Source organism: uncultured Shewanella sp. (assembly GCF_947491715.1).
GTDB lineage: Bacteria > Pseudomonadota > Gammaproteobacteria > Enterobacterales > Shewanellaceae > Shewanella.
In genome coordinates this window covers 1-26,988 of sequence record NZ_CANLKR010000042.1, presented here as the reverse complement: position 1 = coordinate 26,988, position 26,988 = coordinate 1, and the positions used below count along the sequence as shown (strand labels likewise).

Annotated in this window: 20 protein-coding genes and 1 riboswitch; of the genes, 7 read left to right on the top strand and 13 right to left on the bottom strand. The window is 42.0% G+C overall.

The window, feature by feature from the left end:
* Positions 1-187 precede the first annotated feature (187 nt).
* From Q0779_RS20290 to Q0779_RS20250, 9 genes are all read right to left on the bottom strand, one after another.
* A complete protein-coding gene (locus Q0779_RS20290; protein WP_298775486.1) occupies positions 188-1,174 on the bottom strand; it encodes a hypothetical protein in 987 nt (328 codons plus the stop codon).
* A gap of 88 nt (positions 1,175-1,262) precedes the next feature.
* Positions 1,263-2,174, bottom strand: coding sequence for a nucleotide-binding protein (locus tag Q0779_RS20285; protein WP_298775485.1), 912 nt, complete (start codon positions 2,172-2,174; stop codon positions 1,263-1,265).
* A 1,178-nt stretch (positions 2,175-3,352) separates the two neighbouring features.
* Positions 3,353-4,462, bottom strand: a complete 1,110-nt coding sequence (thiH, locus tag Q0779_RS20280; protein WP_298775484.1) for a 2-iminoacetate synthase ThiH — start codon at positions 4,460-4,462, stop codon at positions 3,353-3,355.
* A gap of 185 nt (positions 4,463-4,647) precedes the next feature.
* Positions 4,648-5,415: a thiazole synthase gene (locus Q0779_RS20275; RefSeq protein ID WP_298775483.1), complete on the bottom strand. Its 768-nt coding sequence runs from the start codon at positions 5,413-5,415 to the stop codon at positions 4,648-4,650.
* A gap of 2 nt (positions 5,416-5,417) precedes the next feature.
* Positions 5,418-5,642 (bottom strand): sulfur carrier protein ThiS, encoded by a 225-nt coding sequence (gene thiS / locus Q0779_RS20270; RefSeq protein ID WP_298775481.1) that lies wholly within the window; start codon positions 5,640-5,642, stop codon positions 5,418-5,420.
* Positions 5,642-6,535, bottom strand: coding sequence for a HesA/MoeB/ThiF family protein (locus Q0779_RS20265; RefSeq protein WP_298775479.1), 894 nt, complete (start codon positions 6,533-6,535; stop codon positions 5,642-5,644). Before Q0779_RS20265 ends, thiS begins: the two co-directional genes overlap by 1 nt.
* Positions 6,507-8,264 (bottom strand): thiamine phosphate synthase, encoded by a 1,758-nt coding sequence (gene thiE / locus Q0779_RS20260; protein ID WP_298775477.1) that lies wholly within the window; start codon positions 8,262-8,264, stop codon positions 6,507-6,509. Before thiE ends, Q0779_RS20265 begins: the two co-directional genes overlap by 29 nt.
* A 2-nt stretch (positions 8,265-8,266) precedes the next feature.
* Entirely contained in the window at positions 8,267-10,342 is a 2,076-nt protein-coding gene (gene thiC, locus Q0779_RS20255) for a phosphomethylpyrimidine synthase ThiC (protein WP_298775475.1), read from the bottom strand.
* 224 nt (positions 10,343-10,566) lie between these two features.
* Positions 10,567-10,666, bottom strand: a riboswitch (TPP riboswitch).
* A 154-nt stretch (positions 10,667-10,820) separates the two neighbouring features.
* Positions 10,821-11,927: a hypothetical protein gene (locus tag Q0779_RS20250; RefSeq protein ID WP_298775474.1), complete on the bottom strand. Its 1,107-nt coding sequence runs from the start codon at positions 11,925-11,927 to the stop codon at positions 10,821-10,823.
* Between the two features lie 551 nt (positions 11,928-12,478).
* On the opposite strand from Q0779_RS20250, the gene Q0779_RS20245 reads away from it, so the two are divergent.
* The 7 genes from Q0779_RS20245 to adhE all read left to right on the top strand — a co-directional run bounded on the left by Q0779_RS20245 (position 12,479) and on the right by adhE (position 22,562).
* On the top strand, positions 12,479-13,192 hold the full coding sequence (locus tag Q0779_RS20245; RefSeq protein WP_298775473.1) for a hemolysin III family protein: 714 nt from the start codon (positions 12,479-12,481) through the stop codon (positions 13,190-13,192).
* Between the two features lie 352 nt (positions 13,193-13,544).
* Entirely contained in the window at positions 13,545-14,759 is a 1,215-nt protein-coding gene (locus tag Q0779_RS20240; RefSeq protein ID WP_298775471.1) for a pyridoxal phosphate-dependent aminotransferase, read from the top strand.
* 129 nt (positions 14,760-14,888) lie between these two features.
* Complete coding sequence (gene yfbR / locus Q0779_RS20235) at positions 14,889-15,476, top strand: 5'-deoxynucleotidase (protein WP_298775469.1); 588 nt, start codon at positions 14,889-14,891, stop codon at positions 15,474-15,476.
* Between the two features lie 9 nt (positions 15,477-15,485).
* Complete coding sequence (locus tag Q0779_RS20230) at positions 15,486-16,823, top strand: anti-phage deoxyguanosine triphosphatase (RefSeq protein WP_298775467.1); 1,338 nt, start codon at positions 15,486-15,488, stop codon at positions 16,821-16,823.
* A gap of 557 nt (positions 16,824-17,380) precedes the next feature.
* Positions 17,381-18,307, top strand: a complete 927-nt coding sequence (locus Q0779_RS20225; protein ID WP_298775465.1) for a hypothetical protein — start codon at positions 17,381-17,383, stop codon at positions 18,305-18,307.
* A 571-nt stretch (positions 18,308-18,878) separates the two neighbouring features.
* The gene (locus tag Q0779_RS20220; RefSeq protein WP_298775463.1) at positions 18,879-19,526 is read left to right on the top strand and encodes a hypothetical protein; all 648 of its coding nucleotides are present in this window, start codon (positions 18,879-18,881) and stop codon (positions 19,524-19,526) included.
* Between the two features lie 435 nt (positions 19,527-19,961).
* On the top strand, positions 19,962-22,562 hold the full coding sequence (gene adhE / locus Q0779_RS20215) for a bifunctional acetaldehyde-CoA/alcohol dehydrogenase (protein WP_298775462.1): 2,601 nt from the start codon (positions 19,962-19,964) through the stop codon (positions 22,560-22,562).
* Positions 22,563-22,634: 72 nt separating this feature from the next.
* On the opposite strand, the gene Q0779_RS20210 is transcribed toward adhE, so the two are convergent.
* The 4 genes from Q0779_RS20210 to Q0779_RS20195 form a co-directional block, all read right to left on the bottom strand.
* Positions 22,635-24,806: a malate synthase G gene (locus Q0779_RS20210; RefSeq protein ID WP_298775461.1), complete on the bottom strand. Its 2,172-nt coding sequence runs from the start codon at positions 24,804-24,806 to the stop codon at positions 22,635-22,637.
* A gap of 353 nt (positions 24,807-25,159) precedes the next feature.
* Positions 25,160-25,579, bottom strand: a complete 420-nt coding sequence (locus tag Q0779_RS20205) for a VOC family protein (RefSeq protein ID WP_298775459.1) — start codon at positions 25,577-25,579, stop codon at positions 25,160-25,162.
* 73 nt (positions 25,580-25,652) lie between these two features.
* Positions 25,653-26,495: a phytanoyl-CoA dioxygenase family protein gene (locus Q0779_RS20200; protein WP_298775458.1), complete on the bottom strand. Its 843-nt coding sequence runs from the start codon at positions 26,493-26,495 to the stop codon at positions 25,653-25,655.
* Between the two features lie 142 nt (positions 26,496-26,637).
* Positions 26,638-26,988 (bottom strand): PAAR-like domain-containing protein (locus Q0779_RS20195; RefSeq protein ID WP_298775456.1); only part of this gene is annotated, 351 nt, incomplete at its 5' end.

The window sequence follows — 26,988 nt, the reverse complement described above, 5'->3', positions numbered from 1 at the left end:
CACTAGCCCTATTCAACCAATCAATTATAAAAGCTTAGTTAGTGAGCATTAATTAAGCAAATAACTATGGGTGTCTGTGTTATTCAACTATGGGTGTCTGTGTTATTCAACTATGTTATTCAACTAGCTAAAATGAGAAACGAAGTGGAACCGAGCAAGCTATTACTAATCCGATTTAATGGCCTTGTTAAGCGCTAATAACCGCGTACTCTATTGGCAAACGGAATTCACAACGCAATGTTTCGATATAGCTTTGCTCTAATGTGGTCGCAGCATTTGGTCCTACAATTATCAATTTTTCAGGCCTTTTACACTCCGGCCAATATGCGTACTCAAGGATTTGCCCTAAAGCTTGTCGAATACAAGCTTTAGCTGGTGAGGCGGTTTTTATTTCGTAGAACCAGAGGTTGTCACCACTTTTTACAACAAGGTCAATACTACCATTAGTGCATTGTATCTCTGTGCCAACACTTTCAACGCCATGCGCTTCTGCCAATTTTTCATAAAGCTTTAGTTGAATATCATTATGCCTTAACCTAATGTTAAGTTCTTTTTCTGCAATCGTACCGCTAGTATTAGATAGCTTCTTGGTACAACCTGGTGTGAAATTAAAGTAACTTGCCTCTTTAGACTTATTTTCTGATGTCGTTTGATTTTCAGTATATAAATATAGCGGCAATAAGCGATCAAGCGTTTCTAAAACAAGTTGATAGCTGATCTTTGTAAGATCCTGCTTACCACCCAAGAATATGAACAAGCCTTCACGCACATTTTCTTGAGAAATTGGCGAAGGCATATAATCAAAGCTTCTCTTGCCTTCAAAGTGCCACATCCTAAGATCTGAGAAATTATCCCCAAATTCGGACATATATTCATTGAATAAAGATATTTTTGGTATCAAGACATCAATCGTAGGGAGTGATTGGCTGCATGATAGCGAAAAAGCTACACCATATCGAAGTTCAGAACCTTCAATTCCAATATTGAATTGTAGTTCCTTTCTTCCTCCATAATGCCAGCCCCACTCTTCAAAAACAGTTCTATGGTCAAAAAGTTGATTTGAGGGCAACCTCTTTAACTTTTGGATTCTCTTTCTTATTTTTTGAAGCTGACCAACATCGAAGTTGTGAGCTTCAGCGTTTATTCCATTAGCAATTTCTTGGAGTGATTGCATATTAGACTCCATTTGCGCTTAACGCCCGCATTTGCGGCTGGTTTGGAGCGCAGTGGAAAACCAGTCCGACAACATGCGCTTGTTAGATTTATACATGGTACCCAGCGCCACGCATTTCTATCTTTAACTGTTCTTGCCAGCTACCTTCGGGATCCATGCCAACATACACGACACCACTAATATCATTGGGCGTTTCAACGGCCCCTTTAACTACGGCGTTTACCCTAGGCCGACCTAACTTACCGATGAGGTAGCCATGCTCAAAAACAACATTTTGGCGAGCTCTGTGTTGACCAGTTAAATTTCCAACTTTTTGCCCAACATCACATGGTGTGTATAGGACAATGCCAAACCCAACGTTTGAGTAATGCTCGATTTTTTCAATTATCGTCATGCCTGAGCTGGCTTGCATATGGAGGGTGATTGGCTCTAAGCCAAGACTCGTTACAAAATTAGCGACATCAAGCTTTGCGATTTCATCGTGCCCGTGGACTATGAACACTTGTGAGTTATTAAAGCTACCATCAACTGCTTGAGGTGGTAATACTGGTGGCTCTGGGATTCTTAATTTCTGGGATGCTTCTACTTGTTGCTGATTTAGATAGCCATGGAGAATAAGTATGTCAAAAATAGGTTCATCTTTTACAGCCCAGTGAGTTCTAGATAACTCCCACCTACCAAGATCAATATCTCCCCGCATCGCTTCAATAGCACCAGTTGGAAGTGCGGGAAGGATAGGGTCAAATTCAAAACTTATAACAACAGAACCACTACGTAATCTAATGTCTGTTATATATCCAATTCTGGATTGGGTCGCCTCATTCTCTGTTACAAATAGTGCAGGGAAACTTTTTAGTTCGTTAATGGCGTTTTCATCGAAGAATTTATACCGCTCACTGATCTCGTCAGCGGTACATTCAACTACTGCACGGCTTCTATCACATTCATATGGCGAAGAGTCCCAACTTTCGGGACTATAAGAAATCAGCAAGTTAAACAAATTGTTCCTCCATTAGTATGAAATCTCCTAGAAATATAACAGCTTATTAAATAGCCGCTCGATAATGTTCCAGTTAAAATGACAACTCATCAGAAGCTAATCAAAAACCAAATTAACACAAGATACTGTTTATTATAATAAATATTGTATAACAAACTGATTAATTCGCCCTACAGCCGCCAAGAAACAACAAGTTAACATAATGATACATATTAAGGGAAGTTAATCTTTATTCCCCTACAAAAGTATTCTTACAAAAATAGTTTAAGAACGTGATCCACCTCTTACTTCCCTGTTTTTTGTTCAATGCATTTCACTAGACGACTTTTACTACACGCTTTTACTACACGAAAGACTCAGACAGGCTCACTTGCTCAGCCTTCTGTGAATGTTTATCATTTAAAATAGAATGTAGGTAGTGATATACACAATGCACCACTATTCATAAACCCCATTCGAAGATATCCATTGTTTTTGCTTTTTCTGTTACATACCCCATCGGAGTAGCTAAAATGATTAAATCAAAAATTGCGTGATTAAGGCATGGATGCCGCAATAGCCTTAGTTGAGACAGGGATGACGAATATGAGGCGATAGCGATTATTGTCAATTTAATCATGAAGCGCTTTACTGCGTCTGGGGCGGCAAAGGTGATCCAAGAGGGGATTGCTGTAGATCCCCTTTTGGCCCAGTGTGGATACAAATCCACTATCTTGCCCCCGCAGGAAGCGATAAACTCCCATAAAAGTTAAGTGATAAATACACTCATCAATACAACAGAGACCAAACCAACTCAAATCCATTAAGCTAAAAGCTAACAACGCCACCCATTCAAACCATTGAAGTAGAAAAATAAACAATATTACATCCAATTCGAAGAAACCCACCGCTTTGCTTTTGACATTAGATCCCCCATTGGAGCAGCTTCTAAAATTCGATAAAAAATGGCGTGATTGAGACAGGACGTCGAAAATAGCCTTAGTTAAGACAGGGATGACAAATATGAGGCGATAGCTATTTTTAGAAATCGAATATAGAAGTGCATTGCTCCGTTGGGCGTTATGGAGATTGTAAAGAGGATAAGGACGAGCAGTCCTCTTTACCCCAGTGTGAGTGGGAACTCACGACGTTCCATTAAGCGAAGCTTAATTCATAATCAATAGTTCACTAACAGTGAACTATGCCCAACCCCTTTCCCAATCCTTCCACACTGGGTTTAAGCCTTTATTCATCATGGCGTACGCCACCTGCTGGCTGCTGCGCTCATCGCTTATTTCAAACTGATCCAACTCAGTATTTGGGTTGCTATAGCCCCCGGGCTGGGTGGAGCTGGCCGCGCTGGCATGAGTGACGCCCAGTGGAAACAAGTTATCGCGCAAACTTGGCGATTCTCGCGTCGATAAGCTAATTTCTAATTCGTGATTAAACAGACGAAAAGCACAGATCATTTGCACTAAGCCCGTGTCCGTGAGCGCCACTTTAGGTTCAATGCCGCCGGTGCAAGGACGCAGCCTAGGCAAGGAAATACTGTAGCGGCTGCGCCAATAGGTTTGCTCTAAATAAGATAAGTGATGCCCCATCAATAAGGCATCGAGGCGCCAGTCATCTAAGCCCAGTAACACCCCTAAGCCGATTTTATCGACACCGGCTTGTGCGACTCTGTCTGGCGTCTCAAGCCTAAATGCAAAATCTTGCTTTTTACCGCGAGTATGATGGGCCGCATAGGTTTGTCTCTGATAGGTTTCTTGATACACCATGACTGCATCTAATCCTTGATCAACCAAGGTGCTGTAATCCCCAACAGACATGGGCTGAACCTCTAACGCCACATGATTAAAGTGTTGTTTCACCTGTGGTAGAACTTGGCTAAAATAGTCGATACCCACTTTGGTTTCATGCTCGCCGGACACTAACAAGATAGAATCGAAATGCATGGCTTTGATCAGCTGTATTTCACTGTCCAATTCTGCGGGGGTTAATATTTTACGCTTAAGCTTATTGCTCATGCTAAAACCACAATAATCGCATTCGTTAGCGCATAAGTTGGACAAATACAGCGGTAAAAACATGCCGATATTGGCTCCAAAACGCTGACGAGTCAGCGCCACTGACTGCGCGGCCATTTGCTCAATGTACGGCTCCGCTGCCGGTGACAAGAGGGCCAATAAGCTCTCAAGGTTGCCTCTGGGTTGTGATAAGGCTCGCTCAACGTCCTCGCTCGTCGTCGAATACAAGGCCAATTTCAATTCAGCCTGAGGAATACCCTTAAAGACATCAATAAAACTCATCAGTTAACCTATTGTTTATTTAGATTAATCAACGAAATAATAACTCAAAAAATTAATTTAAGTCTATTCTGTTGATAGCAATCCTTAATATAATCACGAACACAATCATGAATACAGTCACGAATATTAGCGCGCTAACTCTCAGTATTAGACCGTAATACCGACTGAGTGACGCGCTGCCTGCTTTAACCTTGCTTTAAAAAGCCGGTGAGTGGACTGGTGTTTACCGCATGGGTCGTCACTGCGCCCAAGCCCGCTAAATAGGCTTCTCGCCCTGTTTTAACCGCACTGGCAAAGCAGCGAGCCATCACCTCAGGTTGGGGACTACTGGCAATGGCGGTGTTCACCAATACGGCATCCGCCCCCATCTCCATGGCTTGGCAGGCATGTGACGGCGCGCCTATGCCCGCGTCCACAATGACAGGTACAGTAGATTGCTCAATGATAATGCGTAAGAAGTCGGCGGTAATTAAACCCTGATTGGAGCCGATAGGACTGCCAAGGGGCATGACTGCAGCGCAGCCCACTTCCTCTAAACGGCGACAGAGTACGGGATCGGCATGAATATAGGGCAGTACCACAAATCCTTTGTCACATAATATTTGCGCCGCTGCTAAGGTTTCAACAGGATCGGGCATCAAGTATTTAGGATCGGGATGAATTTCAAGCTTCACCCAATGTGTGCCCAATACCTCTTTGGCTAACTCGGCGGCAAACACGGCTTCTTTGGCATTGCGGGCCCCTGCCGTATTGGGCAATAATTTCACGCCACTTTGTTTTAATGGCGCAAGAATATCCTCAGAACCTTCGACTAAATCGAGGCGCTTCATGGCCATGGTCACCAGTTCTGAGCGTGAGGCACTTAACGAGGCTAACATATCTCGACTCGAGCGAAATTTGCCCGTTCCGGTTAATAAACGTGAATGGAATTCAACATCGGCAATTTTTAACATATTTATCCTCCCGCGACGACTGTAAATACATCGATTCGATCTTCACTCTGACAGCTTTGGGTTGGCCAAAGACTTCGAGGCACCACGCCTTGATTAACGACTAGCGCAACGCTTTGTGGATCGACACTTTGCTGCTTGAGTAATTGCAATAAAGTGAACTCAGACTCAACACTGACGGCTTTATCATTGAAGTAAATGATTTTTTCATTAATGTTATTCTCACTCATCATGCACTCCTTCGTTCGCTTTTTGTACTAGCTTCTGAAGTGACGGCATCTATTTCACGTTCAGTATAGGTACTCACACCGCACACTGGGCATTGGGGATCCCGTTGCCGCTTCGCCACCTGCCACTGCAAGGTTTTGCCATTCAACCTCAATAATTGTGCAGCGCTGCCACAATCTTCCACCCCAAGTAAATGATTCAAAGCTAACAGTGCTTGCATCGAGGCCATCACGCCCACTATGGGCCCAAGTACGCCCACAGTGCTGCAGGTTTGACTGACTTGCATTTCACTGGGAAACAAACAATGGTAGCAGCCAGCATCGGCCGCCTTAGCCATATCCACTTGTAAGAGTTGCCCTTGGAAGTGCGCCGCAGATGCAGAAATAAGCGGCTTTGCCCTTTGCACACAGAGACGATTAACAAGGTGGCGCGTGGCAAAATTATCTGTGCAATCGAGCACCAAGTCCGCATCATCAAACGCCGCTTGTATTGATGCTTGAGCCGAGTCGTTATTCTTAGACCCTTTATCCATCGCCTCCTCATCCAGATAACAATCAATTGCCTGAATATCACAATCAACATAGGCTGTTTGCAGTTTGGCTTGAGCGCAGCGCGCCTTAGCTTGACCAAGATCGCCATCAGTAAACAATAACTGGCGAGGCAAATTAGACACTTCCACCTGATCGCCATCGATAAGGGTTAATCGCCCCACGCCTGCAGCCGCCAGATATTGCGCCGCCAAATGCCCCAAGCCGCCAATGCCCACAATAATGACATGCCCCCTTTGCAGCTGACATTGCCCCGCTTCCCCCACTTCAGGCAGTAACACCTGACGGGAATAACGCATAAAGGCTTTTGAGGACAGTTCATTTGCTTTGCTTTTGCTTGCATTCATGCATGGCTCCATCTTTGTGACTCCATTTCAGTGATAAATCGCTAAACGCATCTGTAGGCGATGTCGCCTGCGTCACCGCTCGCACCACAGCAATATCATCCACACCCGTCGCTTTCACTTGCTCAAGTCGGTCATCATCGATACCGCCGATGGCCACCAGCGGATAATGCCCTTTCATTAAAGACACATAACGACTGAGCTTATTCAACCCTTGTGGCAATGACGGCATTTCTTTGGTGGTGGTGGGGAAAATATGCCCCAGCGCTAAATACGAAGGGGCCAGTTGACTGGCCAGCAGCAATTCAAAATAACTGTGACTGGACACACCCAGCGCCATATTGGCTTGATTCAATGCAAAAAGATCCGCAAAAGCCAGATCTTCTTGGCCTAAATGCACCCCATAGGCACCATGCTTAATGGCTAGTTGCCAGTGATCGTTAATGAATACTCGCGCCCTATACTGCTGACCTAAGGCAACAGCTTGAATGATTTGCTTCTCTATTTTTTCCTCTACTTTCTCCTCTAAATAAGGATCATCTGAGCCTTTTACCCTCAGCTGAATGGTTTGCGTGCCTGCCGCTAACAAACTGGCCAACATGTCAATATCATCCACCACAGGGTATAAACCCAGCGGGCCATTGATGGGGGTAAATGGCTTGTCTAATTTACGCAAGGTCACAGGCTCAATATCCAGCTCGGTAGCCAACCCTTGATAACGAGAGTCAAGCAGTGCTTTCGCCATATACTGGTGTGCATCATGGGACTTTGTCTTATCAGCCGTTGCAAGTTTGTCATTCGCTAACATCACAATACTGGGAAAGTCGCTCAAGGTACTCGGCCAACCCAGTCTTGCCAACACGCCAGCACCGCTGCCCGGCTGATAGCTGGCTTTTAAGCCCGCACTCACATAGGCCTTGGCCACCACAATCGCATCATGGAGCACAAACCCTGAGGCCATCACCGCGGCAATTGCTGACGATAAAGTACAACCTGTGCCATGATTATTGGGCGTATCGACACGCTTTCCTGTTAACAAAAAACTGCAATCTTGATGGTCAATCGACACTTCAGGCACGGCGCCACACACAAACACATCTCGGGCCCAATCCGGATCCCATGTGCCCCCTCTATCCCCCCCTTTGGCTAACACGGCGCAATCAAACCTTGACGCCAATTGTTTTGCCGCTTGTACACAGGCACTGGCATTAGCACTGGTCAAGAGTAAAGGCTGATCCACTAACAAGCCTAACTCTATTGCATTGGGCGTCACTAACGTCAATAAGCCTTTAAAGCACTCAAAATTTAATGCCTTTTGCGCGTTCAGCGCATCACCACAACTGGCTATCATTACAGGATCGAGAATAACGGACACTTGGCACTGCGTGTTGCTTTGATACGCCGCCAGTGTGTCCTTCAGCCAGTTAGCCACCAGCTCGAGTTGCGCCTGAGAGACAAGCAAGCCGATTTTAATCGCCTTAGGCGGCATGTCAGTGAGTAAGGTATTAAGCTGCGTGAGCAACATAGCCTCTGACACACCTTCAACTAAGGTCACTGCCACTGAACTTTGCGCCGTCACAGTGCTGATCACTGAGCAAGCATGGCAGCCTAAATCTTGCATAGTCGCAAGATCGGCTTGAATACCCGCCCCGCCACCACTGTCTGAGCCGGCTATAGTCCAGACGATGGGTTTAGAGGCTTGATTAACCATTGAAGATTGCCCTTTGGCCATGGTTATACCTCATCAACCGCTAGCGCTTGAGATTTGTCAGCCTGTTTTTCATCAATATTTTTTTCTAAGTGCTTATTATTTAAGTGCTCATCAGCAAAGACGGCTTTTCCAGCCTCATGGTACAACTCAGCCCCTTGTTCCTTAAAGGCTTTTGACATTTGTGCCATTCCCTGCTCAGCCACTTCTTGCGTGCTCACTTTTGCTTTAAAGTCGGTGTGGCTCTCAATGGATACCGTTTGAACAAGCTGCTCTGCATTGGCAGAGCTGACATTGGCTTCAAGGCTCGCAGCATAATCACGCACATCTTGAGTGATCTTCATCGAGCAGAATTTGGGCCCACACATAGAGCAAAAATGCGCTACTTTAGCCGATTCTTGCGGCAATGACTCATCGTGATAGGCTCTGGCCGTATCAGGATCAAGCCCTAAGTTATATTGATCTTCCCAGCGAAATTCAAAGCGCGCTTTAGATAAGGCATTGTCTCTCACCTGCGCCCCCGGATGCCCTTTCGCCACATCCGCCGCGTGGGCCGCAATTTTATAAGCAATCAAACCTTGTTTGACATCTTCTTTGTTCGGCAAGCCTAAATGCTCTTTTGGCGTGACATAACACAACATAGCGCAGCCGTACCAACCGATCATGGCCGCCCCAATGCCTGAAGTAAAATGATCGTATCCCGGAGCAATATCCGTGGTTTGCGGACCTAAGGTATAAAACGGCGCTTCATCACAATGCTCAAGCTGCTTGTCCATGTTCTCTTTAATCAAGTTCATGGGAATATGGCCTGGGCCTTCGATGATCGTTTGCACGTCGTACTCCCATGCAATTTTCACCAGCTCACCTAAGGTTTCTAGCTCGGCAAATTGGGCTTCATCGTTAGCATCAGCTATGCAGCCTGGACGCATGCCATCCCCAAGGGATAAAGACACATCATAAGCGGCACAAAGCTCACAAATTTCTCTAAAATGTTCGTAAAGGAAGCTTTCTTTATGATGCGATAAACACCACTTGGCCATAATTGAGCCACCCCGTGACACCATACCCGTTAGACGTTTAGCCGTCATCGGTACATAACGCAGCAACACACCCGCATGAATTGTGAAATAATCCACACCTTGCTCGGCTTGCTCAATAAGCGTGTCTCTAAACACTTCCCAGGTTAAGTCTTCGGCCACACCATTGACTTTTTCAAGGGCTTGGTAGATAGGCACAGTACCAATAGGCACAGGAGAATTGCGAATGATCCACTCACGGGTTTCATGAATATAACGCCCGGTTGATAAGTCCATTACCGTATCGGCGCCCCAACGGGTTGACCACACGAGTTTTTCGACTTCTTCTTCGATGGATGAGGTCACCGCCGAGTTACCAATATTGGCATTCACTTTGACTAAAAAGTTACGCCCAATGATCATCGGCTCAGCTTCAGGGTGATTAATATTGAGCGGTATGATCGCACGCCCCCGCGCCACTTCGCTGCGCACAAACTCAGGGGTAATAAGCTCGCCAATGACGGCGCCAAAGCTCTCACCTTTATCTTTTTTAGTGAGAATAGGATCCGTCACTTCTGCTCGTGCCATGTTTTCACGCAGGGCAATGTATTCCATTTCAGGGGTAATGATCCCTTGGCGAGCATAATGCAATTGGGTCACACATTGACCCGTTTTGGCTTTTCGAGGCGGCAATAAGGTTTCAAACCGCAGATGATCCAGACCATCATCGGCGAGGCGTTGCTGAGTAAAGCCAGAGCTCACAGCCTCAAGCTGCTCAGTATCATTACGCTCATCAATCCAGGTTTCACGAAATTTATTTAAGCCCGCACGCACATTAATGCTGGCATCGGGATCAGAGTAAGCTCCGGCACAGTCATACACAGTGATCGGTGGATTTGACTCAAATACGGGCGCATCTTCGGTGCCACTGACTAAGGTGTCAGTTTGATGAATTTGGCGCATGCCCACACGCAAGTCTTCACGGCTACCGGTTAAATAAATTTTTTCAGAATTAGGGTGTTGTAATGGCTTAAGAGAATCAATAAAGGCTTGTGCATTGGCACGGGTTTCACGACGATTTGACATTAGCAATCTCACTTTAAAGTAGAAATGAAGTTGCTTGTCAGGAGGGTGAGAGTTGATCAGCGGGCATAAGCAAACAAAAGCTTTGCAAACACCAAAATAATTGCTACCTAATTTACAGTCTATGGCCCTAGCGGCTCAATAAAAACGTGTTTTTGAACACGTCTAACAACATAGCGTATCGCTTACATTTTACTTAAACGTAATTGTAAGGCTTAGGAAGAAAAACAATTATACAGCTTGTTTCCTTCGCAGGGTTCAGCCTGATCAGGTTCAACGGATCCCGAATAAACGGTCTCAGCCATAAAGGCACTCCGACAAGATGCAGGCAGTATAGGCCTAAACCATTAGGCTTCACAAGGTTTTATTTTATCGTCTTAAAATACAATGAATCAATAAAATTGAGCAATAACCATCTGATAATGCATAATTAATTGTATACTCACCTTTTTAAACACATTTGAAATCAAAATAATTCATATCAATTAATCACGGCATCATGTTGTTTTAATCGCTGATTAATTAAATTTTGAACATTTTTCTTATCCTCATCAGGACTGCAACGATAGCCGACAGTTGCCACGATTTCTGCATTGGGGTTCATTTGTGTCGGCGTTTTAATCATGCGATAACAATAATCTCCCTTTTGAACAATTCGATTAGGATCCTGAAGATGTCCATGAACTTGGGGTAACCTCGCGGTTTGATTTAACGTTGCGATGGGACTATTCAATGCCTCCATCTTAGGTGTCATGTCACTTAATGTGGCAATATTTGATGCAGGCAGTTCAGTCTTAACAACAAGATCATTCAATTTACTGTCATTTTGTTGCTGTAAGTAAGATAACGTCTTTTCATCAAGTATCGTTCCATTGATGATATTAGTATTCAATCCTTCTGTATGTTGAGCAATTTTGACAGATGGGTCTAAATCATCAAATCGAAAACGCTTTTTTTCAGCTGGACTCACCTTAGCATTGACCTTTGATGTTAGATTGGCTGGATTATTTAATACGGACTGAGGTATGGGTTTATCCCCTTTAGCGCTGTTTTTTAACGTACGTTTTCCCCCTTCAGACTTGACTTCCTGTTGCATAGTGACTCGACTCATGCTGGTATTATCGGCAAGGTTTATCGCGCTAGATTTAGTCATTACATCCATTTTATTAGTGAATGTTGGATCATTGACTTGCGGTTGCCCTCCTTTTGAATCACTCGTTGTAACGACCTCACTCTTAGGTAACGGTGAAACATACAAATAGCTTTTTATGGTCTCTTTAGTTGTTACCTTAGTCCGCCTATTATCAACATTTTGCTGCCATAGCTTGTCGATACAAAAAAACAACGCAATATGAAGCATACCCACTAGCAAGACAGCCAAATAGAGACCTTCCTGTTTTTGCTTAAAAGTCACCGGTTTTTCAAAAGATATTTGCCAAGGCTCTAGTGCATTGATTTTAACAACACTATCAATGTTTGTTGTTGAAAGAACAGAGAAAACATCACAAATTGGGGCGAGATCGCAGTCTTCTTTTTGCGCACATATTTTTCCACCTGTTATATTATTTTCCGTTTTACCCTGCTGCATTTAACGTCTTCCCTGTTCAATTGAACAATACAATTTTATTCCACTGTCTGTTCGCATCCTCAATAGTCACGAAGATTAGAAAACAAAAAACAGCTTAAGTTCAATGTGAGAAACTCAGCAGCCAAAAGTACAGTACAGAAAATAACGGTTTCTCAATTGAACATTTTTTTCAGTAGCAAAAATATTAAGCTTACAGGTGTATACCCAAACCACTTGAAAGTGCATGTTTTCAGAGCCCGTGAAAAGGCTTAATTCAAGGCGCATTATTGAAAGAATGCTTATTGCCTTTTGAGGTGATGCAACGTAGAAGTTAGTCTTTTTACAGGCTCCCAACGGGCTGGCCTCTTTATATGTAAAAGCAAACACTTTTATTCTGCGTTATTGAATATCAACTTAGAATAACTAAGCCCTCAACTCGATGCCTTGCCTAAACGCGTTTTAATTCCAGCTGAATCCTGCATCTTCAAGTGGTTTGGGTATACGCTTAATTAGTATTCAAAGCTATCCGATCCTGCTACACTGGTGAATAACAGGTCAAACCAGAAAACACTATGCCTATAAAGCAGTTATCAAATAAAGCAACACAATACACAAAACAACCTTCCAGCCATAATGACATCTCTAACGCTCACCCCATTGGTGAATACAGCATTGATGAAGAAAGAGCCAACACGCTGAGCCATGGACTCGGCGTTCTCGGCGGAGTCGTGGCTTTATTGTTAAGTATTCAAAAAGGTTATAATACACTCAGCACCTTGCAATTGAGCGGTGTCATATTATATTGCTCGAGTATCATCTTGTTGTTTCTCTGCTCCACCTTGTACCACAATGCTAAAACTCTCTATTGGAAACGCCAATTTAAGATTGCTGATCATTGTGCTATTTACCTTTTAATCGCTGGCACCTACACCCCTTTAATGTTGATCAGCATTGAAGGAGCCGAGTCCGATCTTATTTTACTTGCCATTTGGCTACTGGCCTTCGCAGGGATCATATTTAAAACTTTTTTCACCGGCCGGTTTAAAGTCTTCAGTTTATCTTTATATTTAGCCATGGGCTGGCTCTGTATCGCCATACTCAGTGAACTTATTGCGCAACTCACGCCTCTAGGATTTAATTTACTTATCGCTGGTGGCTTGTTTTATACCTTAGGCGTTATTTTCTACGTGCTAAAATCCATTCCTTTTAATCATGCCATTTGGCACCTATTTGTGCTTGGCGGTGCGACCAGTCATTTCCTCTGTGTTTATTTAACCGTCATTTAAATACGTATCCTTAACCGCCCAACGCAGGACCTAAGTTTATCAATAAATAGCAACTCATCGCCTCGACGCCTAAATACGGAGTATTTTCTTGATTTTTTGTAAAAAAATACTTTTTGATAAAAACACCGCTAACTGCTTTCTGATGAACAAAACACAGCAGCAAACACCAAAATAATGACATTAAGCAGAGTAAAATATCGAAAAATTATTTTGTAACTGCTATTTCAGGATTAAACTCCATTTATTTACAAGTGAACATAAATAAAAAGCTTCAAAAACCGACCATTATTCGTTATTGTTTCGCCTTAATCATGAATAACAAATCTTATTTTTTTGCATTTTCGAGGTGTAAATGCGCCCAATCATAAAATCCAACAAACTCGATGCAGTGTGTTATGACCTTCGTGGACCCGTTCATAAAGAAGCAAAGCGACTTGAAGATGAAGGTCACCGGATCTTAAAACTTAATATTGGCAATCCCGCCCCTTTTGGTTTTGAAGCCCCAGAAGAAATCGTTCGAGATGTCATCACCAATTTACCCAGTGCTCAAGGGTACAGTGAGTCTAAGGGCTTGTTTTCTGCACGCAAAGCTATTATGCAACACTACCAATCTCAAGCTATTTTCGGGGTTGATATCGACGATATTTATATTGGTAATGGTGTTTCTGAGCTGATTGTGATGGCGATGCAGGGCTTATTAAATAATGGTGATGAAATACTGGTGCCTTCGCCTGATTATCCATTATGGACAGCCGCAGTACACCTTTCTGGCGGGAATGCCGCACACTATCGCTGCGATGAAAGTTCAGACTGGTTTCCAGATGTTGAAGATATCAAGAAAAAAATCACCCCAAGAACCCGTGGATTAGTGTTAATTAACCCTAATAACCCGACTGGTGCAGTTTACTCTAAAGCCGTATTACTTGAAATTGTCGAGCTATGTCGCCAGCATGATCTCATTTTATTTGCAGACGAAATTTATGATAAAATTCTATTTGATGATGCCGTGCATATTCCTGCAGCCAGTTTATCGGATGATATTTTAACCGTTACCTTCAATGGCTTGTCTAAAAGCTATCGCGCTGCAGGTTTTCGAGTCGGATGGATGATGCTCACCGGTAACCTCAAAGCAGCAAAAAGTTATAAAGAAGGCCTAGATATGCTGGCCTCCATGCGACTTTGCTCCAATGTCCCGAATCAACATGCGATACAAACAGCATTAGGCGGTTATCAAAGCATTAAAGAATTAGTCCAACCAGGTGGACGCCTCTGCATTCAGCGGGACACTTGCTATGATCTCTTGAATCAAATACCCGGCGTCAGTGTCACTAAACCTAAAGGCGCCTTATACGCTTTCCCAAAATTTGACAACAAGAAATTTAACATCCGTGACGATGAACGTTTAGTACTCGATTTATTGAAAGAGAAAAAAATATTACTCGCACAAGGGACAGCATTTAATTGGCCTGAGCCGGATCATCTTCGAGTGGTGTTTTTGCCTTATAAAGAAGAACTCGAAAAAGCCCTCAATGATTTTGGCGACTTTATGAGCGAATATCGCCAATAATCAGCCTTTGTATTAAAAACGTCATAAAAGCGATGATCTTCATCGCTTTTTTCATGGCATGGCTTGACTCTTTTTCACTAAGATGTGCTAGGGTATTAAGTAAGCTTTAATCGCTAATAGAGGGATGTAATGAGTCACCTTTTTGCTCACCTTGCACGCATGAAGTTAATCCAACGTTGGCCACTGATGTACAATGTTCGCACAGAGAATGTTCAGGAACACTCTTTACAAGTGGCCATGGTTGCTCATGTACTGGCACTCATTAGCAACAGAAAATTTGATGGAAATTTTAATCCTGAACATGCTGCTACATTGGCCTTATTTCATGATGCCAGTGAGGTGATCACAGGCGATTTACCGACACCTGTGAAATATTTTAATAAAGATATTGAAGCGGAATATAAAAAAATAGAGGCCATTGCAGAACATAGACTCTTAGAGATGGTGCCCGATGAATTTAAAGCGGATTATCAAGCGCTGCTGTGCTCTGAATATCAAGATGAAACCTATCGACCTTTAATTAAAGCCGCTGATAGATTATGTGCATACCTCAAATGCTTAGAAGAGCAACGAGCAGGAAACACCGAATTTGACAGTGCAAAAAAACGACTTGAAAACACACTAAAAAACACTCATTCACCGGAAGTTCACTATTTCATTGAACATTTTATTCCCAGTTTTACTCTCGATTTTGATGAAATAAACCGACTTTTATAAGGAGCGCACATGTCTTACTCTCCTTGGCATGACCGACGATTAACCGAAGATAAACGTAGACGTAACGATCATCGCAGCCCTTTTCAGCGTGATCGCGCTCGCATTCTGCATTCTGCCGCATTTAGACGATTACAAGCAAAAACCCAAGTCTTAGGGGTGGGGATGAATGACTTTTATCGTACTCGCCTTACGCATTCTTTAGAAGTATCACAAATTGGAACAGGCATTCGCGCCCAACTTAAACGTAAACACCCCGAACTTGGCCCATTACTGGATTCAACTAGCCTGATTGAGTCACTTTGCTTAGCTCATGATATTGGCCATCCTCCTTACGGTCATGGAGGAGAAATTGCTCTGAACTATATGATGCGAGATCACGGTGGGTTTGAAGGTAATGGCCAAACTTTTCGAATCTTAACTCGCCTCGAGCCTTATACTCAACACTATGGCATGAATTTATGCAGGCGAACTCTGCTCGGTGTACTAAAATACCCAGCACCTTACTCGGCACTGTATCAAACTAATGGTGCCTTACCCGTACAAAACCATCGCCAGCTTCAGCCAGCCCAGTGGCCCCCAGTCAAAGGAATATTTGATGATGATCTCGATATTTTACATTGGGTACTTAGCCCGCTTTGTGAAAGTGATAAGCAGCACTTTTTACAAAATCACTTAACAGAAGAACATCAACATAAAAGAACAAAGTATAAGTCCTTTGATTGCTCCATTATGGAACTCGCCGATGACACCGCCTATGCGGTTCACGATCTTGAAGATGCTATTGTCATGGGAATAGTGAGCCTAAATCAATGGCAAAATGATGTAGGGATCCCACTATCAAAAAGCGAAGATCCTTGGGTGGCCAATGAATTTGCTGCGATTGGTGATAAATTATTTTCATCGCAACATCATTTGCGAAAAGATGCCATAGGCACACTGGTCAATGGTTTTGTCACTGCCATTTACTTGGATGAAAATCCAGAGTTTGAAGAGCCCTTACTCAAGTTTAATGCCAAACTTGAACCTGAGTTTGCCTATGCTTTGGATATTTTAAAGCAATTTGTTTTTAAATATGTGATCAGAAAACCAGAAGTGCAAATGCTAGAATATAAAGGGCAGCAAATTGTTATGGAGCTCTTTGAGGCCTTTGAATCCGATCCAATGCGATTACTGCCACTCAACACACAAGAGCGATGGCAATATAGCTTAGATCATAATCTGAATCCACATAGAGTCTTATCTGATTATATATCTGGCATGACTGACGAATTTGCTGCGCGATTACATCAACAACTCTTCAGCACGCATTTAGATAACATGATGGAATTGAAAAGAGAAACATACTAAGGGCCTGTTGATCTTTAACGAGTATTGACACCGCCCTGTATAGATTATTGATATAAGGCCAAAAGCTTGTGTGATGTTATCAACTTGACTTCAACATCACACGATCTCCCTCACATCAATAAGAAAGAAGCAATAAAACAATATTAAAAACCATATATGCTGTCCTCCTTATTGATAGTTAAGGATCTATTTACTCTATTTAAAGAGTGGTATCCATCGTTGAGTGATTGCCTCCACAATCAAATTTTATCCCATTCACTTAATCTCAAAAACGCAGCCATCGAACACTTACTATATTTAAAACCAATGATTTATTTCCTCTTAAAACAAACAATAATATTCATAATTTAACTTAGTTAATACCCTTGATTAAAAAAGTTAAAAAAGAAACAATCATAAAAACAAATAACACAATTAATAGATTATTTTTATTATTATCAAACATTCCTCTCAAATTATTATGCATATTTTTGTAAATAAAAGTATTTAAATTGTCAGCAACATGACATTGTGCAAATGTATTGCAACGATTAACTTATAAAAATTAAGATAAGATAATGATGAAAGCAAACAAGAGCCACATTGGCTCACATCTCTTCCTAAACAGTAAAACCTTACTCTATACTTTAACTGCAGCAACATTAACATTGAGTCTCCCCTCTTTTGCTACAGATACATTAACAGTTAAAACTGAGCAAAGTCAGATGGGCGGCCCTTATGTCATTGGCGGTAATGACAATGAAAATAGTCTATCAACCAATGCTGGTAAGGTCGCTGAGTTTGGCGCTTATTATGCAAAAGATCTTTTTTATACTCAGATTGTTCCATTAACACCCAAGCTACTTAGGCAATCGATGAAAGCCAACATAAGCTACGATACTAATGGTGATCCTGAGCCTCAGATGTATAACTATGTAATAGAAAATAATATTATTTATGTCGCCACATGGGATCCCAGAGAAAATATTACCGATATGGATCCTGATTGTCATCTCGATATTGATACACTATCAGGTTATATGCCCGATGCTTATGAGGCAGATGAAAAAGACTGTCCCATCAACGTTTATAGCGGAAAAGATGTGGGCATTGAAGATGCTGTCAGTAAACACTTTCTTATTTCACAGTTAGGGGGTGAAACAGGAAAACTTGAAAACTATCAGCCTAAAGAATGGATAAAAACCACTGTTGACTATGCTGGTGAAATTCATGTTTATCCTATTTACAACCATGCAAAGCATCAATACCGTTACCAATATACTATTAATTCCAATAGTGGTACCTATCGACCCAATAATGGCGATGACACCCTATGTGACAATGCCCAAGTTAACCTCAACTATTTAAACGGTGCCGCCAGCGTTTTTAATCGTATTTTAAATAAAGCCCCCTCTGATTTAGATGTGATTAATTACAGTAGTGAAGGTGAAATAACCACATCAATTACTTATCCATTGACGCAAGAGTGTTACGCCATCAATTAATTATCTTCTAAATAGGATCTTAATGACGCTCTCTGACTTATCATAGTGAGCGTTATACTCTTTTACTCTTTTACTCTTTTACTCTTTTACTCTTTTACTCTTTTACTCTTTTACTTTAAAATATTAATTACTCACTTTTTAAATCAACGATTATTTACACTCAATGACATTATTCTTTATTTATATACAAGAACAAAGGATGATTAAATAACAACCAAAAAATAATTAATATAAAACAAAAAACATCACGTAAATACCATAACCTACTGAATGTATTAAATTAAAAAACCATATATACTGATACAAATACTATACACACATTGATAATAGTTAATGTTAATATTGATATTAATACAATCTTAAAATTAACTCATTGAAAATTTAGCCTTATCTGATAAAGTCATGATTCATAACTTACAAGAAATGACAAAAGATTACGAAGCTATTATTGATAAAAATTGAGTATCCCCAAATAACTCCATTAAAAATAATATCATTTTACTTGATACGAATGCGCCTGATTTCATTTTAAACCGCATTATATGATTAACCGCAATGGTGAGGTAAGACTATGGCCCAATATGATGTTAATAAACCGACTAACGGTCAAGCAGAGCATACTTTTAACCACAAAGGATATAAAATTGTTGCCAGCCAAGCCTATTCATTCACTCTCGGAGCAAAAGAATCAGTCGTTCTTGGTGCAAATGTGTCAATAAAAGCTCTCACCGATACGAGCGCAAATTTAGGCTTTAAACATTCTTTCTTTCTCGGGGCTAAAACCGATGTGAATGTCTCATATAATCTCAGCTACACCTCTAAAAGAACAGATGTAAAGCTTGAAGACTACACAGCAAAAGGCATAGAGAAAAAAGCCATTGCTGAACACAAATCTGTTATGGCTGATAAAATGTCGGCAGTACTTGGTAGCATACACCTAATTAATCAACACCTTCAAGCTACAAATACCAATGTCACCACAAACACAACCAATATTGCAACTCATGGCACGAACCTCGATGCAACAAATACCCGCTTAGATACCACCAATACTCGTATAGACACCACCAATACCCATATCGATGAAGTCAATACACGTATGGATACAGCACAAGTGCATATGGGATTAAATTCTATGTGTATTAGACAAAATCAAATAGCGATAGAAGAAGCTGAAAGTATAAGAATGCTGGAAAGCGGAATATTAATGCTTGACTAGCCTATTCCAAACGAAAATAGCATACAAAAATAAGTCAACATACCAGTGTTTTTAAATACATTGAGATTTATTAACAAAATTTTATTAAATATAATATGTTACACCTTATTGAAGCGGAATAAACACTGTTATTCCGCTACTTTAATGTACACTCAACAACTAAAACAAAAAAACAGGCATCAATGAACGAGAAACTCAACGATGCATGCTTTACTCTCTTCCTCAAAACAGCAATCCCACATCATTAAGGCCCAGTTTTTAAGCAAAGTCTCTCTATTTATCTTGGCCTTCATTAACCTTACTTTTAGTATGTGATTTTGTTCACAGTTATTACGGCCAAATCGCGGTATTTTTTCTATAGTTGATAAGGCAGCTGAAAAATTTCATCGAAATAAATGTATTTCAAGGTGTGCTGTATTTTTTATTGGAGACGTTATGACTGTCACAAATGAGCAAACACTCAATCAATTAATTCATAAAGTTAAAATGGCCCAAGCCCATTTTGCCACGTTCAGTCAAGAGCAAGTTGACATTATCTTTAGAGCAGCGGCGTTAGCTGCTGCGAACGCAAGGATCCCATTGGCTAAACTTGCTGTAGAGGAGACGCAAATGGGTGTAATGGAAGATAAAGTAATTAAAAACCACTTCGCCTCCGAATATATTTATCATAAATACAAAGATGACAAGACTTGCGGGATTTTAGAAGAAGATCCCACCTTTGGTACCATCACGCTTGCTGAGCCCGTGGGCTTGATCTGCGGTATTATTCCAACAACTAATCCCACCTCAACCGCCATTTTTAAAGCCTTAATCAGCCTTAAAACCCGTAATGGGATCATCTTTTCGCCTCACCCTCGCGCTAAAAGTGCCACGATTATGGCGGCAAAGTTAGTATTAGAGGCCGCCATTGAAGCTGGCGCACCAAAAGATATTATTGGTTGGATTGATGAGCCTAGTGTCCCACTTTCACACCAACTGATGACACACCCCGATCTCAACCTTATTCTCGCAACGGGAGGTCCAGGTATGGTGAAAGCCGCCTATTCATCAGGTAAACCTGCCATTGGTGTTGGCGCCGGTAATACTCCCATCGTCATTGATGAAACCGCCGATGTAAAGCGTGCCGTCAGCTCCATTATTATGTCAAAAACCTTTGATAATGGGGTCGTATGCGCTTCTGAACAAGCCATTGTGGTGGTTGATGAGGTTTATGATGTTGTTAAAAAACGCTTTGCTGAACATGGCGGTTATTTATTAACTCAAACAGAGCATGATGCACTGCAAACCGTTATTTTACAAAATGGTGGATTAAATGCGGATATTGTTGGGCAAAGCGCTATCGATATTGCTGCTATGGCTAAGTTAACCGTGCCCCCACAGACTCGCATTTTAATTGCAGAAGTCACTGACATTAATAATGATGAAGCCTTTGCACATGAAAAACTCTCTCCTTTACTGGGTATGTATCGTGCGACAGATTTCAATGATGCCGTAGATAAAGCCGATGCCTTAGTCAAATTAGGCGGAATTGGCCATACATCCGGTCTTTATACCGATCAAGATACACAAGAGCTGCGAATAAAAGACTTTGGTTTTAAAATGAAAACCGCACGCATTTTAATCAACACCCCCGCATCACAGGGAGGGATTGGCGATCTGTATAATTTTAAACTGGCACCATCACTCACATTAGGTTGCGGTTCTTGGGGTGGCAACTCCATTTCTGAAAATGTGGGCCCAAGCCACTTAATTAATAAAAAAATGATCGCCAAGAGGGCTGAAAATATGTTGTGGCACAAATTACCAGCCTCTATTTATTTCCGCAGAGGTTGTTTACCCATTGCTCTTGAAGAAATTAACCATAAAAAACGCGCTTTAATCATCACGGATAAATACCTCTTCAATAACGGTTATTGCGATGAGACATTGAGTATTTTAAAAGCACAAGGGCTTACAACAGATGTTTTTTATGATGTCGAGGCCGATCCCACTATGGCCATTGTTGAGCAAGGTACTAAAATGGCTCAGAATTTTCAACCTGATGTCATTATCGCTCTTGGCGGTGGATCCCCGATGGATGCCGCTAAGATAATCTGGGTCATGTATGAACATCCCGATGTACATTTCGCTGATTTAGCCCGCCGATTTATGGATATTCGTAAACGTATCTACGAATTTCCTAAAATGGGTGAAAAGGCCATGATGGTTGCTATCCCTACCACGTCTGGAACAGGCTCAGAAGTCACGCCTTTTGCTGTGGTCACCGATGAAAAAACGGGCATGAAATACCCTATTGCGGATTATCAACTCACCCCTAATATGGCCATTGTTGATCCTAACTTGGTGATGCATATGCCGAAAACACTGACCGCTTTTGGTGGAATAGATGCCGTTACCCATGCGTTAGAAGCCTATGTAAGCGTCATGGCCAATGAATACAGTGATGGTCAGGCCTTACAAGCCCTCAACCTATTATGCGAATACCTTCCCGATGCCTACGAACAAGGAGAAAATGCCCCCATCGCTCGCGAGAAAGTGCATAATGCCGCCACCATCGCAGGGATCGCTTTTGCAAACGCCTTTTTAGGGGTATGCCATTCACTCGCCCATAAAATTGGCGCTGAATTTCACCTTGCACACGGCCTCGCCAATGCACTACTGATCACCAATGTCATCCGTTTTAATGCCACTGATATTCCAACAAAACAGGCTGCGTTTAGTCAATATGATAGACCTAAAGCACTTTGCCGTTATGGTGAAATTACCGATCATCTCAAATTAGGCGGTGACAGTGCACAGGAGAAGTTACAATTACTGATCGATAAAGTGGAACAGCTAAAATCTCAAATTGGGATCCCTCCTTCCATTCAAGCCGCTGGAGTCGATGAAAACTTATTTATGAGTAAACTTGATGAATTGGCTGAAGAAGCCTTTGACGATCAATGCACAGGGGCGAACCCTCGTTATCCACTGATCAGCGAGCTAAAAAGTATTCTTATTGCCAGTTATTATGGCAAAGCTTATCAAGATGAATAACACCTAGGGTAACCGCTTCGTGTGATCTAGCCAAAAATCATAAAGCCCGCTATCAAAGCGGGCTTTTCTTGGCTAGTTTATTTTTGCTTTGATTCGATATTGATGCAACAAAGGCTCTGTATAGCCCGATGGCTGGGCTTGTCCTTCAAAAATCAGATCGCAAGCCGCTTTAAAGGCCAATCCCGTATAATCAGGAGACATAGGTTGATACAGAGGGTCATCCCTGTTTTGGCTGTCCACCACCTTAGCCATTCGCTTTAATGCCGACAACACTTGTGCTTGAGTACAAATACCATGCAATAACCAATTGGCCATATGTTGAGAAGATATACGCAATGTTGCTCTATCTTCCATCAACCCCACATGGTTAATATCTAACACTTTTGAACAACCAATGCCTTGATCAACCCAGCGAACCACATAACCTAAAATACTTTGTGCATTATTATCTAATTCTTGTTGAACTTGCTCTAGTGTCAACGCCTCTTCATCAGGCATCAGAGGCAAAGTCAATAATGTATCAATACTGGCACGAGCATGTTGTTTGATTCGGTTTTGATACGCCTTCACATCAATTAAGTGGTAATGAGTCGAGTGTAAAACAGCCGCATTAGGTGACGGAACCCACGCCGTATTCGCGCCAGCCCTAGGGTGGGCAATTTTATCAGCCAACATCGCTGCCATTTCATCAGGCATAGCCCACATGCCTTTACCTATTTGTCCATGCCCTTGTAAACCACAAGCCAAACCAATATCCACATTCCAATCTTCATAAGCATTAAGCCAAGGCGCTTGCTTCATTTGCGATTTTGGTACCATAGGTCCAGCATGCATAGAGGTGTGAATTTCATCCCCTGTTCTATCTAAAAAGCCAGTATTAATAAAGACCACTCTGTGTTTTGCTTCTCGAATGCAGGCTTTTAAGTTGACTGTGGTTCTGCGCTCTTCATCCATAATCCCAAGTTTGATTGTATTACGTGCTAAGCCTAAAGCATCTTCAATACGTGCAAACAAGGTGCAAGTAAACGCCACTTCTTCTGGCCCATGCATTTTAGGTTTAACAATATTAACGCTGCCAGCTCGACTGTTCACTCGACCATTATTTAATCCTTTCAAGTCATGCATAGCGGCTAACACAGTGAGCATACCATCCAGTATTCCTTCCGGTATCGCTTCATTGTTTTTATTCAACACGGCATCGGTCATCATTAAGTGACCGACATTGCGTACGAACAATAAGCTGCGCCCAGGTAACGTCAGTGGCTCTCCAGTGGGAGTCAAGTAATGACGATCATCTTGTAAAGTACGTGTGATCCGACGTCCATTTTTATTGACTTTCTCACTCAACACACCTTGCATCAATCCTAGCCAATTTCGATACACTTCAATTTTGTCTTCACTGTCCACCGCCGCAACGGAGTCTTCACAGTCCATAATTGTTGTAACAGCCGCCTCAACCAATAAATCTTTGACTCCCGCCTTGTCCATTTTGCCAACATCGCTTTGGCTATCAATTAGAATATCGACATGTAGCCCATGATTTTTAAGTAAAATAGAAGTCGGTTGTTGGCACACTCCTGTATAACCAACAAATTTACTGGGCTCAATCAAGGCAGTAATTCGACCATCCTCTAAGGCAACTTGCAATAGCCCATCTTCAATGAAATATCGCATCGCATCAGCATGGCTGTTATCTTCCAAAGGTGCGACGATATCCAGGTGCTGCTTAGCAAACTGGATCACCTTTTCTCCCCTAACAGGATTAAAAAACGCTCCTTTTTCAGCCCCCCCCTCATCGCTAATCGCATCGGTGCCATATAAAGCATCATACAAACTGCCCCAACGAGCATTCGCCGCATTCAAAGCAAAACGAGCATTTTTAACGGGCACCACTAATTGAGGCCCAGCTTGCTCAGTGATTTCACGATCAATATTTTTCGTCTCAACAGAAAAATCAACACCCAGCGGTAATAAATAACCAATATCTTGTAAAAACATTTTGTAACGCACGGGATCAAAGTCTTTCCCCTGATGAGCTCGGTGCCAATCATCAATTTGAGATTGAAATTGCTCCCTTTTAACTAACAACGCTTTATTGATAGGGGTAAGCTCATTGACAATTTGTTCAAATTTAGCCCAGAAATCATTGGATTTAATCCCTATTCCACTTAACATTCTTTCATCGACTAATTGCCATAACCCTGCCGCAACATTCAGTCCGCCCACTTGTATACGTGTCGTCATAAAACCATCCCATGTAATGAGGTGAATGCCATAAAGCGCGTCCATCCTGTTGAAATATAAAACATGCCATTTTTCCAGTCTATCTCAAGGCACTTTCATTTCACTAATTTATCATGGTTATGATTAACATTTATCAAATGAATAGTGAATCTCTCGAAACTAAAAGAGGGATAAGAACCAAAATGTCAATTTAAGGCTTCCCGTTCAATACTGACAATAAGGATTAAAGAGACACAAGTGATACCAGTAATATTTCAAAGGTGCCTGATCTGGGGCGATACCATCAAATGGCTTATTCGATGGTATCGCTCATTTTAAAAATGAAAGCGCCTTTATACCCTCCAAACACAGTATTACATTCTTTTGGCCATGGGATGCTCATCATTAAATTCCAATAGATCCCATAAATTACCATAAAGATCTTCAAATACCGCCACCGTGCCGTAATCTTGCTCGGCGGGTTCACGGACAAATGTGATCCCTTCAGCGACCATTCGATGATAATCCCGCCAAAAATCATCTGTGCTTAAAAATAAAAACACCCTTCCTGCAGTTTGTTGACCCACTACTTGCTCTTGTTCAGGTTTTGATGCTTTCGCCAATAACAAGGTTGCCCCTTGCGATCCTGGAGGAGAGACCACCACCCAACGTTTATCCTGCTCGGTTTGATAAGTGTCTTCAATTAATTCAAAATTGAGCTTATTAACATAAAAGTCAATAGCTTCATCATAGTCTTTTACCACTAGTGCTACGTGAACGAGTGCTTGTTGCATATTATTACGACCTTCAGACTTTTACCTTGAAATAGATAATATCAGTAAACAGTCCACAAGAAACGGGCTAACATCACGTATTATCTTCAAACCCTCTTAATGGCCATTTATTGGCCTGTAACCAATTTTCCTTGGCAAAAACACACGCTCCATCGGTAACATGTAAAGTGTAAGCCTGACGAGAATGAGCTGAGCGATTTGCTGCACTGTAATGGGGTAATAGCCCATGAAATACAACTAAGCTGCCCGCTTTCACCTCAAGTGGTACCCCTGTTTCTGTTGGCCAAGGTACATCACTTAAGACTTGCATATGTGTTTGCTTGCCTGTTCTGTTAAACCGTTCCCTTAAAGGACCCAAGTGCCCTTTAGGTTCAATCCATAAACAGCCATTTTGTAAAGTGGCATCCTCAATAGCAAACCAAAATGTTATCACGCTCTGAGGGACAGTATAAAAAAAGCTAGCATCTTGATGCCAATTGACCTCACCGCCAATTCTGGGCTGTTTATAGATATACATAGACTGACGGATTTGAGGTTGTTTAAGCCCTAAACCATGGGCAATTTCCCCCCAAATAGCTAAATGACTAAAAACATTAAAAACAGAATCGAGTTCATGAAGCGCATGGCCAATTTTATTAATGCATAAGTGTTTTTGCTGTACAAACTGACCATCACAATCAAAAGCTTCTGCTTCAAAAAAACAGCGCACGTCCTCAGCGGAATCCAGGAAATAATCATCATTGGTGCGATTATTATCTTTTGTACTAAAAATATGCTGTCTATTACCATCTTGGCAATCATTCACCCAAACGGCGGCTCGCGCTTGAAGTGCCTTTAACCATTGAGGCGTGATGACCTCCTTTAACACCACAAAACCCTGCTGTTGATAGTCTGTTTTTTGCTCTTCTGTTAACATTAACTTTTCCTAAAAACATGGTCAATGTTTTCAGCTTAACCAAAATAGCGCAGAGAAGACAGTGGAGAAATATCAACATAAAGAAAGTGTTGTAAAGGATAATCTACAGTATCACTTTACAAAAAAGCACTGACATGATACCTCACTTCATGTACATGACTTTGACTTGCGAGGGGGCCAAGGTCACTCCGGGACAATTCGGCGACATCCCATTTTGTCCTGTCATGCTCGTTAACCGCATCGCCGGTAAACCCTCTACCATCACCCCCATACTCCCCATCTTAAACGTCGTCGGCCCCATCATCATTCCTGACGCCACACCGCCTACCGCACCCGCATTATCACCACTGCTTAAGGTGATTATTGACCCTTGGTTTATCGATGGACCCCCATCCACTAAAACACTCAATGCCGCTGTCCCCGGATTACACATGTTACCTTGTGAAATATTCGGGTACGGCACCGGAATTGGCCCTACCGGACCCGGCGTATT

Excerpts from the sequence above, each read along its gene's own strand:
- Q0779_RS20290 (WP_298775486.1), bottom strand. The coding sequence starts at position 1,174 with ATGCAATCACTCCAAGAAATTGCTAATGGAATAAACGCTGAAGCTCAC.
- Q0779_RS20265 (WP_298775479.1), bottom strand. The coding sequence starts at position 6,535 with ATGAATGCAAGCAAAAGCAAAGCAAATGAACTGTCCTCAAAAGCCTTT.
- Q0779_RS20275 (WP_298775483.1), bottom strand. The coding sequence starts at position 5,415 with ATGTTAAAAATTGCCGATGTTGAATTCCATTCACGTTTATTAACCGGA.
- Q0779_RS20225 (WP_298775465.1), top strand. The coding sequence starts at position 17,381 with ATGATGAAAGCAAACAAGAGCCACATTGGCTCACATCTCTTCCTAAAC.
- thiE (WP_298775477.1), bottom strand. The coding sequence starts at position 8,264 with ATGGCCAAAGGGCAATCTTCAATGGTTAATCAAGCCTCTAAACCCATC.
- thiH (WP_298775484.1), bottom strand. The coding sequence starts at position 4,462 with ATGAGTTTTATTGATGTCTTTAAGGGTATTCCTCAGGCTGAATTGAAA.
- Q0779_RS20205 (WP_298775459.1), bottom strand. The coding sequence starts at position 25,579 with ATGCAACAAGCACTCGTTCACGTAGCACTAGTGGTAAAAGACTATGAT.
- Q0779_RS20220 (WP_298775463.1), top strand. The coding sequence starts at position 18,879 with ATGGCCCAATATGATGTTAATAAACCGACTAACGGTCAAGCAGAGCAT.
- thiS (WP_298775481.1), bottom strand. The coding sequence starts at position 5,642 with ATGAGTGAGAATAACATTAATGAAAAAATCATTTACTTCAATGATAAA.
- Q0779_RS20240 (WP_298775471.1), top strand. The coding sequence starts at position 13,545 with ATGCGCCCAATCATAAAATCCAACAAACTCGATGCAGTGTGTTATGAC.
- thiC (WP_298775475.1), bottom strand. The coding sequence starts at position 10,342 with ATGTCAAATCGTCGTGAAACCCGTGCCAATGCACAAGCCTTTATTGAT.
- Q0779_RS20250 (WP_298775474.1), bottom strand. The coding sequence starts at position 11,927 with ATGCAGCAGGGTAAAACGGAAAATAATATAACAGGTGGAAAAATATGT.
- Q0779_RS20210 (WP_298775461.1), bottom strand. The coding sequence starts at position 24,806 with ATGACGACACGTATACAAGTGGGCGGACTGAATGTTGCGGCAGGGTTA.
- Q0779_RS20200 (WP_298775458.1), bottom strand. The coding sequence starts at position 26,495 with ATGTTAACAGAAGAGCAAAAAACAGACTATCAACAGCAGGGTTTTGTG.
- Q0779_RS20245 (WP_298775473.1), top strand. The coding sequence starts at position 12,479 with ATGCCTATAAAGCAGTTATCAAATAAAGCAACACAATACACAAAACAA.
- yfbR (WP_298775469.1), top strand. The coding sequence starts at position 14,889 with ATGAGTCACCTTTTTGCTCACCTTGCACGCATGAAGTTAATCCAACGT.
- Q0779_RS20230 (WP_298775467.1), top strand. The coding sequence starts at position 15,486 with ATGTCTTACTCTCCTTGGCATGACCGACGATTAACCGAAGATAAACGT.
- adhE (WP_298775462.1), top strand. The coding sequence starts at position 19,962 with ATGACTGTCACAAATGAGCAAACACTCAATCAATTAATTCATAAAGTT.